Source organism: Streptomyces sp. CMB-StM0423, assembly GCF_002847285.1.
Taxonomy (GTDB): Bacteria; Actinomycetota; Actinomycetes; order Streptomycetales; family Streptomycetaceae; genus Streptomyces.
Window position 1 is genome coordinate 3,689,984 of the sequence record NZ_CP025407.1, and the last position, 15,571, is coordinate 3,705,554.

Here is a 15,571-nt window from a genome sequence, read left to right on the forward strand (position 1 = left end):
CGGGGACCGCTCATTCCAACTGCCGACACCCGGACGCTGACTCCGTCAGTCTCCTGCACCGGGCATCCGGCTACTGCTCCAACCCGATGGTGCGAGACGATGTTCCCGCAGGCCAGGCGAATACTCTCAATGCCGCTACGCCCATGGCGAACGCCGCCGCCGAACCCTGCCGAAGCCACCGCTCTCACCAGCACCACTAGCCAAGTCTTACCCGCGCCATGGGCCGTGCCATCAGATTTTCCGGCCTCTTCACTGCGCTGACGGCGAACACGGTGGAACGTCTGTGGACGCTGGTGCGGGGGAAGAAGAAGCGCGCTATGCGACCGGGATGACACATGTCGTAACCAACGCGGGTGCGACCCCGTTGCTCACGGTGTGACCGGCCCCGTGATCCCGCGCCAGACCGGCCCGCAGGGCAGGCCCGCCCCGGTGGGCGGAAGCGGCGTCCGCGGCCGGAAAGGACCGGGCGCGGAGACGGCCGGGGAAGGGGTCGGCGAGGCGGCCGGGCAGGCTCCTTCAGCCGGTGTGCTGCCGGCCGGGGCGCTGCGCTGCGACGTACTGGAGATGCCCTCGGAGGCCGGCTGGGCCGTGCTGCGCCGGCGGCCGGCCACGGGGCCCGTGGGGCTGGCCGGCGGCCGGATGCGCTTCCTGATCGCCGAGGGCGGCGCGGCGGAGCTGCCGGGCCTGCTGGACTGGCTGGAGTGGGGCGGCATCCCACTGGATCTGAGCGCGGCGCCGGCGGCGGTAAGGAACTGGCCGCCGACGCTGTGGCTGCGCCCGCCCGGCCGGGCGGCGCTGGCGCGGCTCCCCGCGGTGCGGCTGCCCGTGGGCACGGGCGCCGGCCGCGGGGGCGGAGTCGTGGATGGGGATGGCGTAGGAGATGACGCCGATGGCGTCGAAGAAGCCGGCCGCGATGCTGTCGAAATGGATGGGGACAGGGGTTACGCGGACGGCGATGCCGTGACGGCACGGAACCGGGTTGCGGACCGGCCGGATCTGGTACGGCTGGTGAGCGCGGCGGCGACGGCCTGCCACCGCCTCGCCCTGGACGTCAGCCGTTCGCCTTTTCGTATGCCTCGCGGATGTTCGCCGGAACACGGCCACGCTCGCTGACCTCGTAACCCTGCTCCTTCGCCCACGCGCGGATCTTCGCCGTGTCCTGGCTGCCGGACGCCCCGCCGCGAGAACGCTTCGTGGCGCGGCCCCCGGTCCTGCGGCCGCTCTTCACGTACTGCTCCAGAGCGGTGCGCAGCTTTTCCGCGTTGGCAGTCGTGAGGTCGATCTCGTAGGACTTGCCGTCAAGAGCGAACGTCACGGTCTCGTCGGCCTCACCGCCATCGAGATCATCGACGAGAAGGACCTGTACCTTCTGAGCCACCGGGCTTCCCTTTCATCGGAACAATGTGTGCTGGCGAAAGCAAACCGCTTTTCAGCGAAAAACTCAAACCCTGCCGGAGAACTCGCTCAACAATATCCGCGCGATTCGGACATAGCGCCGTCACAGATGCAGCAGCATCCTGCTGTTGCCGAGGGTGTTGGGCTTCACCCGCTCCAGGTCCAGGAACTCGGCAACGCCCTCGTCATACGAGCGCAGTAGCTCACTGTAGACGTCCTGGTCCACCGGAGTCTCACCGATCTCGACGAAGCCGTGCTTGGCGAAGAAGTCGACTTCGAACGTGAGGCAGAAAATACGGCTGACACCGAGCCAGCGGGCGGTGTGCAACAACTTGTCGAGGAGTTGGTGGCCGATGCCGGTGCCCTTGCGGGCCGGATCCACGGCCAGCGTACGCACCTCGGCGAGGTCCTCCCACATCACGTGCAGCGCCCCGCAGCCGACCACGGCGGCGTCCGTGTCCCGCTCGGCGACCCAGAACTCCTGGATGTCCTCGTAAAGCGTCACGGTGGCTTTGTCGAGAAGGATGTCACGGTGCACGTAGGGGTCGAGCAGCCGCCGGATGGCCCGCACATCCGAGGTGCGGGCACGCCGGATCGTGACCCCGTAAGAATCGCTGGGCATGGCATGACGCTATCGTCACGCGCTTGCTTCGCCGTCAGCGGCTTCGGTGTCACCGGGTGAGTCCAGCGACACGACGCGTAGCGCATCGCGCAGGGCGTCGACCTGGCCCGGCGACATCATGCCGAAGAACGCGACAAGGGCGGCCGCTGGATTGTCGCTGGCGGCCCACGCCTCGTTCATGAGTGCGGCGGAGTAGGCGGCCCGGGTGGAGACCGCTTCATATCGATAGGCGCGGCCTTCGGGGGCGCGCCGCAGCCAGCCCTTCTGGTGGAGGTTGTCCATTACGGTCATGACGGTGGTGTACGCGAGAGAGCGTTGCTGCTGGAGGTCTTCCAGCACTTCCCTGACCGTGACCGGGCGGTTCCACTCCCACACCCGGGTCATGACCGCGTCTTCGAGCTCTCCCAATGGCCGGACCACGCCAGCACAATACCCGCAGGAGCGTGAACAATGGGGCGATTGGGACGCGGAAGGGAGCGGCGGGCGTGGCGATTCGGGCGGCGGAGGCGCGCCCGCCGCCGGCGTTAGGGGGCTGCGCCGCGTTACTCGGCCGACTTCTGCTTCGCCGCTTCCGCCTGCGCGAATGCGGCGTCGACGGCGGCGTCTTCCTTGGCCTTGTTGGGGCCGCCCTGGTTCTTGACGATCGTCACGATCATCACGGTGAAGGCGATGGCCATGACGGTCGACGGAAGCAGCGCGGAGAGGTAATCCATGAGAGCCATCCATCGTTGCGGGCTACTGGGCGCGGGCGCCGCGGAGGTGCCGCGGCCTCCAGCGTAGCCCGGCGGGGGCGGCGGGCTTGCGGGAGGGGTGGAGGTGCGCCGGGGGCCGGGGCGTGCGGGGACGGAGGTCAGGGCGTACAGGGGCGGAGGTCGGGCGCTACGGGGACGCAGGCCGTACGGGCGGGGGTCAGGCCGTACGGGCCGCGTGCGGGCGTAGCAGGTGCTCCGGGGGGCGGGCGGGGCGGCGGCGGGGCGGGAAGACCTCGGCGGGGGTGGGCACCGGCCGGTTCGGGGTCGCGGGCTGCCGGTCCGGGGGGTTCTCGCGGGGCGGGCGCTGCGGCTGCTCGCCGGGCTTGCGCGGCTGCCGGGCCGGGGCGGGCTCCGACTCCTCGGAGCCCTGCGCCGCCCGGGGTGCCCTGCCGCCGGGCAGGGCGCGCAGCGCGGGGCGCGGGAGGAGCGGGGAGCGCATGGGCGGGGGCTCCGGCACCGAGGGGGCTGCCGGGGCCGTCACGGTCGTAGCCGTGGTGGCCGTGGCCGTCGGCACCTGAGTGGCCGGCTCCTCCGGGCGGCGGCGGGGCGGCACCTGGGCGGCCGTCAGCGCCGCGCAGCGCCGCAGCAGCCGCCACCGGCGCTCCGCCACGCCCGAGTCCGCCGGCTCGTCGCACAGGGCGCGCAGCGCGGCGATGTCGGCCTGCCCGGGTACGTAGCCGGCGGCCAGCGCGTCGTGCAGCAGCTCCGCGTAGCCGGAGGCGCTGCCGGGGAGCGCGGCGCGGTAGCGGGCCAGGTCGGCGTTACGGAACAGGCGCATCCGGTCCGCCTCGGCCGCCGCCTCGTCCAACGCCGCGGCCAGCTCCGTGCAGTCCCGTACGACGGCACCGCGCGGGACCGCCCGCGCAGCGGCCGGCTCCGTTCCGTCACCCCTGGCGGGCCTGGGCAGGCCCCAACTCGACTCGATGGCGATGGCCAGCGCGTCACGCACGACGCGGAGCTCGTCGGCGCTGAGCGCCACACCGCCTCGGGAACCGTATGGCGTAGGCATAATCCGACTTTAGGCCCTGAATGGGGCTCATGCCGCGAAGGCGCGCGGAACGGGCTCTCGCCACGGGGCGGGCCGCCGCCGCGCACCCGTCAGGTGGTCGAGACGTTCCGCTCGTAGACCAGGCGGAGGCCGATCAGCGTCAGCCACGGCTCGTGCTCGTCGATCACCGAGGAGTCGGCGAGCATCATCGGCGCCAGCCCGCCGGTCGCGATGACGGTGACCTCGTCCGGGTCGTCGGCCAGCTCCGCCGCCATCCGGTTGACCACGCCGTCGACCTGTCCCGCGAACCCGTAGAGGATGCCGGACTGCATCGCCTCGACCGTGTTCTTGCCGATCACCGAACGCGGCCGGGCCAGTTCGATCTTGCGCAACTGCGCGCCGCGTACGCCCAGCGCCTCCGTCGAGATCTCGATGCCCGGCGCGATGACCCCGCCGACGTACTCGCCGCGCTCGCTGACCGCGTCGAACGTCGTCGCCGTGCCGAAGTCGACGACGATGGCCGGGCCGCCGTACAGCTCGGCCGCCGCCAGGGCGTTGATGATGCGGTCGGCGCCGACTTCCTTGGGGTTGTCCATCAGGACGGGGACGCCCGTCTTCACCCCCGGCTCGACGAGCACGGAGGGGACGTCGCCGTAGTAGCGGCGGGTGACCTCGCGCAGTTCGTGCAGCACCGAGGGGACGGTCGAGCAGATGGCGATGCCGTGGATGCCGTCGCCCAGCTCCTCGCCGAGCAGCGGGTGCATCCCCATCAGACCCTGGAGCAGCACCGCGAGTTCGTCGGCGGTGCGGCGCGCGTCGGTGGAGATGCGCCAGTGCTCGACGATCTCCTCGCCGTCGAAGAGGCCGAGGACGGTGTGGGTGTTCCCGACGTCGATGGTGAGGAGCATCTAGCCGTCGCCCTCCTCGCGCAGGTCGAGGCCGATGTCGAGGATGGGGGTGGAGTGGGTGAGCGCCCCTACGGCCAGGTAGTCGACGCCCGTCTCCGCGTACGCGCGCGCGTTGTCGAGCGTGAGCCGCCCGGAGGACTCCAGCCGGGCGCGGCCGGCGACCAGCGCGACGGCCTCCTCGGTCTCCACGGGCGTGAAGTTGTCCAGCAGGATGAGGTCGGCGCCCGCGTCGACGGCCTCGCGCACCTGGTGCAGGGTGTCCGCCTCCACCTCCACGTCCAGGTCGGGGAACTCGGCCCGGACCAGCCGGAACGCCTCGGCCAGGCCGCCCGCCGCCACGACGTGGTTGTCCTTGACCAGCGCCGCGTCCGACAGGGACATGCGGTGGTTGACACCGCCGCCGCAACGCACCGCGTACTTCTCCAGCGCGCGGAGTCCCGGCGTCGTCTTGCGGGTGTCGCGGACCTTCGCCTTTGTGCCCTCCAGGGCGTCGGCCCAGGCGCGGGTGGAGGTGGCGATTCCGGACATGCGGCAAAGGAGGTTGAGCGCGCTGCGTTCGGCGGTAAGGAGGTCGCGGGTGCGGGTACGGACCGTCAGCAGCGGCTGTCCGGCCGCGACGAGGTCGCCGTCCTCCGCGTGCCGTTCGACTTCCATGTCGTCGGTGCAGACGACGGACAGCACCGCCTCGGTGACGCGCAGGCCGGCGACGACGCCGGCCTCGCGGGCGGTGAAGTCGCCGGTGGCCACGGCGTCTTCGGGGACGGTGGCGACGGTCGTCACGTCCACGCCGTGGTCGAGGTCCTCCTCGACGGCGAGGTGGGCGACGTCCTCGACGTAGACGGGGTCGAGGCCCCCGTCGAGGAGGAGCTGGGCGAGACCCGGGTCGAGGCCGCACTCCAGGGGGTCGTGGCCGTACTCCGCTTCGGCAGCACCGTCGCCTGCCCCGCAGCCGCAGGCGTCGCCGCAGCCCCCTGCGCCGGCGCCGGTGTCCGGGCCGCCGAGGGGCAGGAGCGTCAGCTCCACGGGCTGGGGTCGGTGGGGCTCAGGGGTGCTGCTCACGGGGTCTCCCGGTGGAAGGCGGTGCCGGCCGTGGTCCGGACGGCGAGTGCGGGGTGTGCGGGGTCTTCGGGGCGTACGGGGTCCGCAGGGCTGCCGGGGCGTACGGGATCGGAGGTGAGGGTGACGAGGAAGTGACGGGCCCAGCGGGCGTCGTCGCGGTCCGCGTGGTCCTCGCGCCAGTGCGAGCCGCGGGTCTCGGCGCGGCGCCTGGCGCACTCGACGAGGACCTGCGCGACGAGCAGCAGGTTGGTCGCCTCCCAGGTCTCCACGCACGGCGCCGCGGGCGCGGGGCGCGCGGTGTCGCGTATCGCGCGCAGGGCGGATGCGGCCTGGTCCAGGCTGGCGGCGGAGCGCAGGACTCCGGCGCCCGCGGTCATGACGCGCTGGATGTCCGTCCGCGCGTCCTGGGGCAGGAGGGGGATCTCCCGGGGTGGGCTCTTCTCCTCCGGCGCGGCCGGTTCCGCCCGTACGAGCGCGGCCGCGACGTCCGCCGCGATGCGCTCGGCGAAGACCAGGCCCTCCAGAAGGGAGTTGGACGCCAGCCGGTTCGCGCCGTGCACGCCGGTGCAGGCCACCTCACCGCACGCGTACAGGCCCGGGACGCTCGTGTGGCCGCGCAGGTCCGTGACGACGCCGCCGGAGGCGTAGTGGGCCGCGGGGGCGACGGGGACCAGGCCGTGGACGGGGTCGAAGCCGTGGGCGCGGCAGGCCGCGAAGATCGTCGGGAAGCGCGTCTTCCACATCTCTGCGCCGAAGTGCCGCCCGTCGAGGTACATGTGGTCGGCGCCCTGCTCGCGCATGCGCCGCGTGATGCCCTTGGCCACGATGTCGCGCGGGGCCAGCTCCGCCAGCTCGTGCTGCCCCACCATGAACCGCACGCCGTCGGCGTCGACGAGGTGGGCGCCCTCGCCCCGTACCGCCTCGGAGACCAGCGGCTGCTGGCCCGCGGCGTCCGGGCCCAGGAACATCACCGTCGGGTGGAACTGCACGAACTCCAGGTCCGACACCTCGGCGCCGGCGCGGAGCGCGAGCGCGACGCCGTCGCCGGTGGAGACCGCCGGGTTGGTGGTCGCGGAGAAGACCTGGCCCATGCCGCCGGTGGCGAGCACCACGGCGGGGGCGTGCACGGCGCCCACGCCGTCGCGCGCGCCCTCGCCCATGACGTGCAACGTGACGCCGGCGGCGCGTCCTTCCGCGTCCTTGATCAGGTCGAGTACGAGCGCGTGCTCGACGGTCTCGATGCCCGCCTCGCGCACCGCCTCGACCAGCGCGCGGGAGACCTCCGCGCCGGTCGCGTCGCCGCCTGCATGGGCGATGCGGCGGCGGTGGTGGCCGCCCTCGCGGGTCAGCTCGATGGCGCCGGTGACGGGGTCGGTGTCGAAGGCGGCGCCGGTGGCGATGAGGCGGCGTACGGCGGCGGGACCCTCGGTGACGAGGGTGCGTACGGCGTCCTCGTCGCACAGCCCGGCGCCGGCGACGAGGGTGTCGGCGAGGTGCTGCTCGGGGCTGTCGCCGTCGCCGAGGGCGGCGGCGATGCCGCCCTGGGCCCAGCGGGTGGAGCCGTCGTCGAGGTTGGCCTTGGTGACGACGGCGACCCGCAGGCCCGCCTCGGCGCAGCGCAGCGCGGCGGTGAGGCCGGCGACGCCGGAGCCGACCACGACGACGTCGGTGTCCAGCACCCAGCCGGGGGCCGGGGCGCCGAGCCGTATCGCGGTCATCTGGCACCTCCGAAGGTGAGGCGGATGTTGTCGATGAGGCGGGTGGCACCGACCTTGGCGGCGACGGCGAGGATGGCCTCGTGGGCGGTGCCGTCTTTCTGTGGCGCAGCGGTCCCGCCCTCTGCCATGGCGTCCGTGACGGGGGTGAAGTCCGCGGGGTCCACCAGGGCGGCGTAGTCCAGCTCCAGCGGGGGCGTCAGCGCCCCCGCGTCGTGCAGCACGGTCTGTGCCGCGGTCAGCGCTTCCCGCGGGGTGCCCGCAGCGCCCGCCGCGGCGCGCGCCGCGAACAGCGCGCGGGACAGCGCGAGCGCGGTGCTGCGCTCCGGCGCGGAGAGGTACACGTTGCGGCTGGACAGGGCCAGCCCGTCCGGCTCGCGTACGGTCGGCACGCCGAGGATCCGTACCGGGAAGTTCAGGTCGCGCACCATCCGCGTGATCAGGGCGAGTTGCTGGGCGTCCTTCTGCCCGTACAGCGCCACGTCCGGCCGCGTGAGATGCAGCAGTTTGGCGACGACGGTCAGCACGCCGTCGAAGTGCCCCGGGCGGAACGCGCCCTCCAGCCGCTCCCCCATCGGCCCGGCGCTGACGCGCACGTGCGGCTCGCCGCCCGGATAGACCTCGTCGGCGGACGGGGCGTAGACGACGTCCGCGCCCTCCTTGCCCGCGAGGAGGACGTCGGCGTCGAGGGTGCGGGGGTAGCGGTCCAGGTCCTCGCCGGGGCCGAACTGCAGTGGGTTGACGAAGACGGTGACCACGACCTGCCCGTGCGGGCCGACTTCGGCGCGGGCGGCGCGGACGAGGGCGGAGTGGCCCTCATGCAGCGCGCCCATGGTCATCACCACGGCGCGCGCCGGGCGTTCGGGCGCGGCACCGGGCGCTTCCGGGGGCTCATGCGCCCCCGGCGGCTCCGGCAGATCCGCGGCCTGGTGTACGAGTAGAGCGGTCATCGTCGCCGTCCCTCAGCGTCCTCCGTCGGCGAGGACCCCGAGCAGGTCCTCGGCCAGCTCCGGCTTGAGCAGCCCGCCCGCCAGCGCACGGTCCGCCGTCGCCCGGGCCATCGCGACGTACGCCGGCACGGCCTGCGGGGCGTGCACGCGCAGCTCCGCGATGTGCGCCGCCACGGTGCCCGCGTCGCCGCGCGCGACCGGCCCGGTGAGCGCGGCGTCGCCGCTGCGCAGCGCGTTGTCGAGGGCGGCGCCGAGCAGCGGGCCCAGCATCCGGTCGGGGGCGCCGACGCCTGCCTTGGTCAGCAGCTCCATCGACTGCGCGACCAGCGTGACGAGGTGGTTGGCGCCGATGGCGAGCGCCGCGTGGTACAGCGGCCTCGCCGCCTCCTCCACCCACTCCGGCTCCCCGCCCATCTCCACGACGAGGGCCTCCGCCGCCATCCGCAGCGCCCCCGGCGCGGTGACGCCGAAGGAGCAGCCGGCGAGGCGCTGGACGTCGACGGCGGTGCCGGTGAACGTCATCGCGGGGTGCAGCGCGAGCGGCAGCCCGCCCGCCCGCGTGGCGGGCTCCAGCACCGCGGCCCCGTACCGTCCCGAGGTGTGCACGAGCAGTTGCCCGGGGCGTACGGCGCCGGTGCTCGCCAGGCCCTCGACGAGACCGGGCAGCACGTCGTCGGGCACGGTGAGCAGCACGAGGTCGGCGCGGGCCAGCACCTCGGCGGGCCCGGTGACGGGCACGTCGGGCAGCAGCTCGTCGGCCCGCCTGCGGGCGCCGTCGGAGACGGCGTGCACGGCGACGGGGCGGTGGCCCGCGAGCGCGAGCGCGGCGGCCAGCGGCGGGCCGACCCGGCCGGCGCCGACCACGCCGACGGCGAGCCGGGCAGGCTTCTCCTGCGGCTCGGGGGTGGGGCTGGGGTTCACGTCGCCTTCCGTTCCAGTCCGCTTCGGGTACCGGACGTACGGGTTCATGGTACTTGCGGCCGGGGCGGCCGCCGGTGTGTGTCTGAGCACGGTGTACGGGCACGAATGCGTCCTACGCGCGTACGCGCTCGGCGGGGCGGCCCGTGACCCTGCGCGCGCGTGCCGCCCCGCACGGATGGGGCGGCCGGTGCGTAAACCCGGTGTGGCGGGGGTGCTGCTGCGGGCATGATCTGGGCCCATGACGGACGCGGACGACCTCATGACCCGTAGGCGCGCGACGTGGGCGGCGGCCGAGCACACCCTCTCGGCCTCCCTCCCCACCATCTCCGCACGCCTGGCCCGCCTCGCCACCGCCCGGCCCGGCGGCGTCGACCTCGGCCAGCAGGTCGACGTCTACGCCGGCGGAATCGTCGGCGAGCTGGAGGAGCGCACCGCCGAGCTGCTCGGCTGCGAGGACGCGGCGTTCTTCCCCACCGGCACCATGGCGCAGCAGGTCGCGCTGCGCTGCTGGGCGGAGCGCACCGGCAGCCGCGTCGTCGCCTCGCACCCGCTGGCCCACCTGGAGGTGCACGAGCGGTCGGCGTACGCGGTGGTCACCGGGCTGCGCACCGTCCACCCCACGCGCGCCCCCCGGGCCGCGACGGCGGCGGAGGTACGGGCGCTGGGCGAGCCCTTCGGCACGCTGATGGTGGAGCTGCCGATGCGCGAGCCGGGGTTCGTGCTGCCGGAGTGGGAGGAGCTGGCGGAGGTCGTCGAGGCGGCGCGGGAGCGGGAGGCGGTCGTCCACTTCGACGGCGCCCGGCTGTGGGAGTGCACGACGCACTTCGGGCGCGGGCTGGCGGAGATCGCTGGGCTCGCGGACAGCGTGTACGTCTCGTTCTACAAGTCGCTGGGCGGGCTGTCCGGCGCGGCGCTGGCCGGTCCCGCGGAGTTCGTGGAGGAGGCGCGGGCGTGGCGGCACCGGTACGGCGGCCAGGTGTTCCAGCAGTGGCCGGCGGCGCTGACCGCGCTGGAGGGACTGCAGCGGGAGCTGCCGCGGCTGCCGTCGTACGTGGAGCATGCGCGGGTCGTCGCGGAGGCGCTGCGGGAGGGGTTCGCGGCGGCGGGGGTGCCCTTCTTCCGCGTGCATCCCGGGGTGCCGCACACGCACCAGTTCCAGGTCTGGCTGCCGTACGGGGCGGAGGCGCTGATGGACGCGGGGACGGCGCTGGCGGAGGAGACGGGGACGTGCCTGTTCCGGATGTGGACGGAACCGGGCGACCCGCCGGGGCTGTCGGTGACGGAGGTCACGGTGACGGAGCCGGGGCTGGCGTGGTCGGCAGAGGATGTGGCGCGGGAGGCGGGCGCGCTGGTGGAGCGGGCGCGGCGGGTGGAGGCTGCTGGGACCGCGGGGGCTCCAGAGGCTGCGGGGGCTGCAGGGGCTGCGGGGACGGAAGGTGCCGGCGCGGAGGCCGCGGCCTCCGGCCCGGAGCCCGCCGGCCCGGAGGTGTCCAACTGACCGCAAGTGAATGTGGGCCCGGCGCTCGGGCTCCGTCCAACTGCCCGGCCGTGGATGAGGGCCCGAGGACCCTGGCGCTGTCAGTCCCGTACCCGACCATGGATTCATGAGCGTCACCCTCGACATCACCGGCCTGGCCGTCGAGCGCATCGGCTTCACGCCCTCCCCGCTCGCCGAGCTGGGCGCCGCGCTGCACGCGCTCGCCGCGCCCGGGCACCACCCCGGGGCGGCCGAGTGGACGACCGCGACCGCCGCGGCACTCGACCCCGGGCTCGCGGACCGGCTGAGCGAGGGTGAGTTCCTGTGGAGCGCCGGGCGGGCCGACATCCTGCTGCCCGCCGTGCCGGGAGCGACCCTCGCCGATGAGTTGGACGCGCTCGACCGGATACCGGACGAAAGGTTCGTCACCGCCGCGTTCGAGATCGTCTGCAACCCGGCGTACCAGTACGGCAGCCCGTCGCCGCTCACCGACCCGGCCACCCGCCGGATCGCCGTCGAGCGGGCGGCCGCCCGCGGGCCGCGGCAGGCGGCGTTCGTCGAGCGGATGCTCGCCGACCCCGACGGGCTGCGGGTGTGGCTGCGGCGGCTGTTCGAGGACTGCGCGCAGGCGTTCTTCGACGAGACGTGGGAGCAGGTGCGCCACTCGCTGGCGGCGGACGCCCGGCACAAGACGGACCTGCTGCGGCGCAAGGGCCTGGCCGTGACGCTGGCGGACGTGTCGAGCGCCCTGCGGCTCGACGAGGGCGAGGACGGCTCGGTCCGGATCGTCGCGGACAAGCTGAGCAGCGGCGGCGCGGTCGCGAGCGAGAGCGTGACCTTCCTGCCGACGGCGTTCGGCTGGCCGCACGTGCTGGTGGTGTACGCGCCCGGCTGGCAGCCGGTGATCCAGTACCCCATACCCTCGCCGGACCTGCCCCGGGCGCCGACGCTGGAGACGCTGCAACTGCGGCTCGAAGCGCTCGCGCACCCGGTGCGGCTCCGGCTGTGCCGCACGATCTCGCGGACGCCGACGACGACGGGCGAGCTGGCCGCCGTGCATCAGTTGACGGCGCCGGAGGTCTCCCGGCACCTGGCGGTGCTGAAGAAGGCCGGGCTGGTCGTCACGCGGCGCCGTGGGCGGTACGTGCAGTACGAGCTGTCGCTGCCGGCGGTCGCCCGCCTGGGCGGGTCGCTGCTGGAGGGCCTGCTGCGCTGAGTCGCCGCCGCGACGCGCACGGTCCGCCGCGCGCCGGACGGCTCCGGGACGCGGGTCCCGGTGCCGGCGAGACCGGCGGTGCCTGCGGCATGCCCGTACGCCCGCGCCCGTCGCGCCCGTCGCCCTCGTGCCCGTACGCCCGTCAGCCGCCCCGACCCCGCCGGACTCGGACCCGAACCCGGCCCCGGCTCGTCCCGGGCGGCTTCGGTGCGCCCGTCAGCCTCCGGCCCGTACCAGACCCGTCTCGTATGCCAGGACCACCGCCTGCACCCTGTCCCGCAGCTCCAACTTCGTGAGGATCCGCCCCACATGTGTCTTCACCGTCGCCTCCGACAGCACCAGTTGCGCCGCGATCTCCCCGTTCGACAGCCCCTGCGCGATCAGCAGCAGCACCTCGCGCTCCCGGTCCGTCAGCCGCTTCAGCTCCGGGTGCGCCCGCTCCCCCGCCGGCGCGGGCATCACGGCCGTGAACCGGTCGATGAGCCGCCGCGTCGTGCTCGGGGCGACGACCGCGTCGCCGCTGTGCACGGCCCGGATGGCGCTCAGCAGGTCGCCGGGCGGCACGTCCTTGAGCATGAAGCCCGACGCCCCCGCCTGCAGCGCGGAGAAGGCGTACTCGTCGAGGTCGAAGGTGGTCAGGATCAGCACCTTCGGCGGCGCCTCCGCCGGCTTGTCCGCGCAGATGCGCCGCGTCGCCCCGACGCCGTCGAGGCGCGGCATGCGTACGTCCATGAGCACGACGTCCACCTTCGTGACGGCGAGGAGCTGCACCGCCTCGTCACCGTCCCCGGCCTCCGCGACGACGTCCATGTCGGGCTGGGCCGCCAGCACCATCCGGAAGCCGGTGCGCAGCAGCGCCTGGTCGTCCACGAGCATGACCCGGATCGTCACGTGAGTCCCTTCTCTCTCATCGGGGCGGCGTGGGCCGCCCCGGATTCCCGCCTCTTTACGCGTCCGACGGTAAGCCGCCCGCCGGGCAGTCCGTCGCGCGGCCGGTCAGGCGGCCGTCTTCAGCGGCAGCACCGCACGTACCCGGAAGCCGCCGCCGGGCCGCGGCCCCGCGTCCAGCTCGCCGCCGGTCATCCCCACGCGCTCGCGCATGCCGATGAGCCCGTGACCCTGGCCGTCGGCGCCGCCCTCCTCGTACAGCTCGGGCAGCGAACCGCGGCCGTCGTCCTCGATCAGCACCTGCAGTTCGCCGTCGGCGTATGTCAGCCGCACCGCGGCGCCCGCCTCGGGGCCGCCGTGCTTGCGGGTGTTGGTCAGCGCCTCCTGCACGATGCGGTACGCCGCGAGCTCGATGCTGCTCGGCAGCTCCCGCGGCGAGCCGGCCACCTCGAACGAGACCGTGAGCCCCGCCCCTCGCACCTGCTCGACCAGCTCCGCCAGTTGCTCCACACCGGGCTGCGGCACGTACTCGCCGCCCGCGCCCGGGTCGCCGGTGCGCAGCACGCCGAGCAGCCGGCGCATCTCCGCCAGCGCCTGCCGGCCGGTGCCGGAGATCGTCGTGAGCGCCTCCTTGGCCTGCTGCGGCGCGCTGTCCAGCACGTACGCGGCGCCGTCCGCCTGCACGACCATGACGGAGACGTTGTGCGCCACCACGTCGTGCAGCTCGCGGGCTATCCGCGCGCGCTCCGCCGCGACCGCGATCCGCGACTGCGTCTCCCGCTCCCGCTCCAGACGGGCGGCCCGTTCCTCAAGCTGCGCGTAGTAGGCGCGGCGGGTGCGCAGCGAGTCGCCGAGCACCCAGGCGAGCAGGAACGGGACGGTCAGGAAGGCGAGGCCGACGGCCTGCTCGAAGACGTTCTCACTGGCGGCCGGCCACCGCAGTTGGTTGACCACGGGCGCGACGGCGGCGCCGATGAGCGCCAGCCGCGACGCCCAGGGCACGTCGCCTGCGGCGACGGTGAAGATGACGACGAGCATGGCGAAGTTCGCCGGGCCGGGACTCGAATCCACCACGACCTGCACGACGCCGAGCGCTCCGGCGACGAGCAGCATGCGCTCGGGATAGCGGCGGCGCAGGGCGACGACGGCGGCGTAGCCGATGCCGATGACCAGCGCGATCGTCTTCGCGATGTCGCTGAGGGGGGCGTGCGGGTTGTCGTCGGAATTGGTCGTGTCCACGGCGATCAGCCAGGCACCGGTCATCAGGACGAGGCAGACAGCCCAGAAGCTGTCGACCAGCGTCGGATGACGGCGGAGGAAATCGTAGACACGTTGCACGTCACCCAGCGTAGGCACGCGCGCGTAAGCGGGAGTCAGTCCGCGGGGCGATCCCTGGCTGATGCATCTACTCCGCAGGGTGGAGGATGCGCTTGTGGAGAACGGTGGGACGGGCGGGTGGGCCGCGGGCGCGAAGCCGGGCGCTCGGCCTGTGGCGGGCTGGGAGGCGGCCTCCGGCGGAGGCTGGGAGGCGGCCTCGGGCGGGGGCTCGGGTGGTCGGCTGCGCTGGCGGGAGGCGATGCGGCGGGCGCTGTACGGACCGGAGGGCTTCTACCGCCGGGGCGGGCCCGGCACCGGGGCGGCGGCGCACTTCCGTACCTCGGTGCACGCGTCGCCGCTGTTCGCGGCGGCGGTGGCGGAGCTGGCGCGGCGGGTGGCAATCGCACTGGGACGGCCGGCGGAGCTGGACGTGGTGGACGTCGGGGCGGGGCGGGGAGAGCTGCTGACGGGGGTGCTGGCGGCGTACGAGGGACCGGGGCGGCTGCGGCCGTACGCGGTGGAGGTCGGCCCGCGGCCGGGGGGGCTGGACGCGCGGATCACATGGCTGGCGCAGCCGCCGGAGGGGGTGCGGGGGCTGCTGTTCGCCAACGAGTGGCTGGACAACGTGCCGGTGGAGGTCGCGGAGACGGACGAGGGGGGTGCGCCGCGGTACGTGGAGGTCGCGGCGGACGGCACGGAGCGGCTGGGCGCGGAGGTCGGCGGCGCGGACGCGGAGTGGCTGCGCCGCTGGTGGCCGCTGGCGGGTGCGCCGCCGGGCAGCCGTGCGGAGATCGGCGCCCCGCGCGACGCGGTGTGGTCGGCGGCGGTCACGACGCTGACCGCCGGCTTGGCGCTGACCGCGGACTACGCCCACACCCGGGCCACCCGCCCGCCGTACGGCACGCTGACGGCGTTCCGCGACGGCCAGGAGGTGAGGCCGGTCCCGGACGGAAGCTGCGACGTGACGGCGCACGTGGCGCTGGACGCGGTGGCCGCCGGCCTGGTCCGGAAGGGCGGCACAGGGCAGCCGGAGGACGGCGACGGGCCCGGCGAGCGGCCTACCCGGCACCCCGCAGATCGGCACCCCGCAGAGACGGATGGTGGCTCACCCCACGCCCCGCCGTCCCGCGCAGCGCCGGAGCGGGGCAGGCCGCCGTTGCTGATGTCACAGCGGGAGGCGTTGCGGGGACTCGGGCTCGACGGGAGCCGGCCGCCGCTGGCCCTGGCGTCGACCGACCCGGCCGGCTACCTGCGGCGGCTCGCCACCGCGGGGCAGGCGGCCGAGCTCCTCGACCCCGCGGGGCTCGGGGGCTTCACGTGGCTGGCCCACCACGTCGGCATCGCCCCGGTCATCCCCTGACGC

16 protein-coding genes are annotated in these 15,571 nt (G+C 74.3%); 4 read left to right on the forward strand and 12 right to left on the reverse strand.

Going from position 1 to position 15,571, the window contains the following annotated elements:
- Window positions 1-375 precede the first annotated feature (375 nt).
- Window positions 376-1,113 (forward strand): hypothetical protein, encoded by a 738-nt coding sequence (locus CXR04_RS35245; RefSeq protein ID WP_199850468.1) that lies wholly within the window; start codon window positions 376-378, stop codon window positions 1,111-1,113.
- Here CXR04_RS35245 and CXR04_RS15860 read toward each other — a convergent pair.
- The 10 genes from CXR04_RS15860 to CXR04_RS15900 form a co-directional block, all read right to left on the reverse strand.
- The gene (locus CXR04_RS15860) at window positions 1,052-1,378 is read right to left on the reverse strand and encodes a histone-like nucleoid-structuring protein Lsr2 (protein ID WP_018839280.1); all 327 of its coding nucleotides are present in this window, start codon (window positions 1,376-1,378) and stop codon (window positions 1,052-1,054) included. The genes CXR04_RS35245 and CXR04_RS15860 overlap by 62 nt on opposite strands.
- 120 nt (window positions 1,379-1,498) lie before the next feature.
- Complete coding sequence (locus CXR04_RS15865) at window positions 1,499-2,017, reverse strand: amino-acid N-acetyltransferase (protein ID WP_047017129.1); 519 nt, start codon at window positions 2,015-2,017, stop codon at window positions 1,499-1,501.
- A gap of 15 nt (window positions 2,018-2,032) precedes the next feature.
- The gene (locus CXR04_RS15870) at window positions 2,033-2,437 is read right to left on the reverse strand and encodes a BlaI/MecI/CopY family transcriptional regulator (RefSeq protein WP_101422940.1); all 405 of its coding nucleotides are present in this window, start codon (window positions 2,435-2,437) and stop codon (window positions 2,033-2,035) included.
- A gap of 122 nt (window positions 2,438-2,559) precedes the next feature.
- On the reverse strand, window positions 2,560-2,730 hold the full coding sequence (locus tag CXR04_RS35250) for a hypothetical protein (protein WP_164716039.1): 171 nt from the start codon (window positions 2,728-2,730) through the stop codon (window positions 2,560-2,562).
- A gap of 196 nt (window positions 2,731-2,926) precedes the next feature.
- Window positions 2,927-3,778 carry a hypothetical protein gene (locus tag CXR04_RS15875; protein ID WP_234380256.1) on the reverse strand — a complete coding sequence of 284 codons (852 nt, stop codon included), beginning with the start codon at window positions 3,776-3,778 and terminating at the stop codon, window positions 2,927-2,929.
- Between the two features lie 89 nt (window positions 3,779-3,867).
- The gene (locus CXR04_RS15880; RefSeq protein ID WP_101422945.1) at window positions 3,868-4,665 is read right to left on the reverse strand and encodes a type III pantothenate kinase; all 798 of its coding nucleotides are present in this window, start codon (window positions 4,663-4,665) and stop codon (window positions 3,868-3,870) included.
- Window positions 4,666-5,688, reverse strand: a complete 1,023-nt coding sequence (nadC, locus tag CXR04_RS15885; RefSeq protein ID WP_101422947.1) for a carboxylating nicotinate-nucleotide diphosphorylase — start codon at window positions 5,686-5,688, stop codon at window positions 4,666-4,668.
- Window positions 5,689-5,720: 32 nt separating this feature from the next.
- On the reverse strand, window positions 5,721-7,442 hold the full coding sequence (locus tag CXR04_RS15890; RefSeq protein ID WP_101422950.1) for an L-aspartate oxidase: 1,722 nt from the start codon (window positions 7,440-7,442) through the stop codon (window positions 5,721-5,723).
- Entirely contained in the window at window positions 7,439-8,389 is a 951-nt protein-coding gene (gene panC / locus CXR04_RS15895) for a pantoate--beta-alanine ligase (RefSeq protein ID WP_199850469.1), read from the reverse strand. Before panC ends, CXR04_RS15890 begins: the two co-directional genes overlap by 4 nt.
- 12 nt (window positions 8,390-8,401) lie before the next feature.
- Window positions 8,402-9,310 (reverse strand): Rossmann-like and DUF2520 domain-containing protein, encoded by a 909-nt coding sequence (locus tag CXR04_RS15900; protein ID WP_101422953.1) that lies wholly within the window; start codon window positions 9,308-9,310, stop codon window positions 8,402-8,404.
- Between the two features lie 238 nt (window positions 9,311-9,548).
- Between CXR04_RS15900 and CXR04_RS15905 the strand changes: the two genes are divergently transcribed.
- Window positions 9,549-10,808 carry a threonine aldolase family protein gene (locus CXR04_RS15905; protein ID WP_101422955.1) on the forward strand — a complete coding sequence of 420 codons (1,260 nt, stop codon included), beginning with the start codon at window positions 9,549-9,551 and terminating at the stop codon, window positions 10,806-10,808.
- Between the two features lie 106 nt (window positions 10,809-10,914).
- On the forward strand, window positions 10,915-12,003 hold the full coding sequence (locus CXR04_RS15910; RefSeq protein WP_101422957.1) for a DUF5937 family protein: 1,089 nt from the start codon (window positions 10,915-10,917) through the stop codon (window positions 12,001-12,003).
- 216 nt (window positions 12,004-12,219) lie between these two features.
- On the opposite strand, the gene CXR04_RS15915 is transcribed toward CXR04_RS15910, so the two are convergent.
- Window positions 12,220-12,894, reverse strand: coding sequence for a response regulator (locus tag CXR04_RS15915; protein WP_101422959.1), 675 nt, complete (start codon window positions 12,892-12,894; stop codon window positions 12,220-12,222).
- A 105-nt stretch (window positions 12,895-12,999) separates the two neighbouring features.
- The gene (locus tag CXR04_RS15920) at window positions 13,000-14,229 is read right to left on the reverse strand and encodes a sensor histidine kinase (RefSeq protein WP_101426400.1); all 1,230 of its coding nucleotides are present in this window, start codon (window positions 14,227-14,229) and stop codon (window positions 13,000-13,002) included.
- Between the two features lie 94 nt (window positions 14,230-14,323).
- Here CXR04_RS15920 and CXR04_RS15925 point away from each other — a divergent pair, with 94 nt between their 5' ends.
- Window positions 14,324-15,568, forward strand: a complete 1,245-nt coding sequence (locus CXR04_RS15925) for an SAM-dependent methyltransferase (RefSeq protein WP_442802459.1) — start codon at window positions 14,324-14,326, stop codon at window positions 15,566-15,568.
- Window positions 15,569-15,571: the final 3 nt, after the last annotated feature.

What these genes read in the sequence shown, in the direction of transcription:
- CXR04_RS15905 (WP_101422955.1), top strand. Translation starts at nt 9,549, where the DNA reads ATGACGGACGCGGACGACCTCATGACCCGTAGGCGCGCGACGTGGGCG.
- CXR04_RS35250 (WP_164716039.1), bottom strand. Translation starts at nt 2,730, where the DNA reads ATGGATTACCTCTCCGCGCTGCTTCCGTCGACCGTCATGGCCATCGCC.
- CXR04_RS15880 (WP_101422945.1), bottom strand. Translation starts at nt 4,665, where the DNA reads ATGCTCCTCACCATCGACGTCGGGAACACCCACACCGTCCTCGGCCTC.
- CXR04_RS15865 (WP_047017129.1), bottom strand. Translation starts at nt 2,017, where the DNA reads ATGCCCAGCGATTCTTACGGGGTCACGATCCGGCGTGCCCGCACCTCG.
- panC (WP_199850469.1), bottom strand. Translation starts at nt 8,389, where the DNA reads ATGACCGCTCTACTCGTACACCAGGCCGCGGATCTGCCGGAGCCGCCG.
- CXR04_RS15910 (WP_101422957.1), top strand. Translation starts at nt 10,915, where the DNA reads ATGAGCGTCACCCTCGACATCACCGGCCTGGCCGTCGAGCGCATCGGC.
- CXR04_RS15875 (WP_234380256.1), bottom strand. Translation starts at nt 3,778, where the DNA reads ATGCCTACGCCATACGGTTCCCGAGGCGGTGTGGCGCTCAGCGCCGAC.
- CXR04_RS15890 (WP_101422950.1), bottom strand. Translation starts at nt 7,442, where the DNA reads ATGACCGCGATACGGCTCGGCGCCCCGGCCCCCGGCTGGGTGCTGGAC.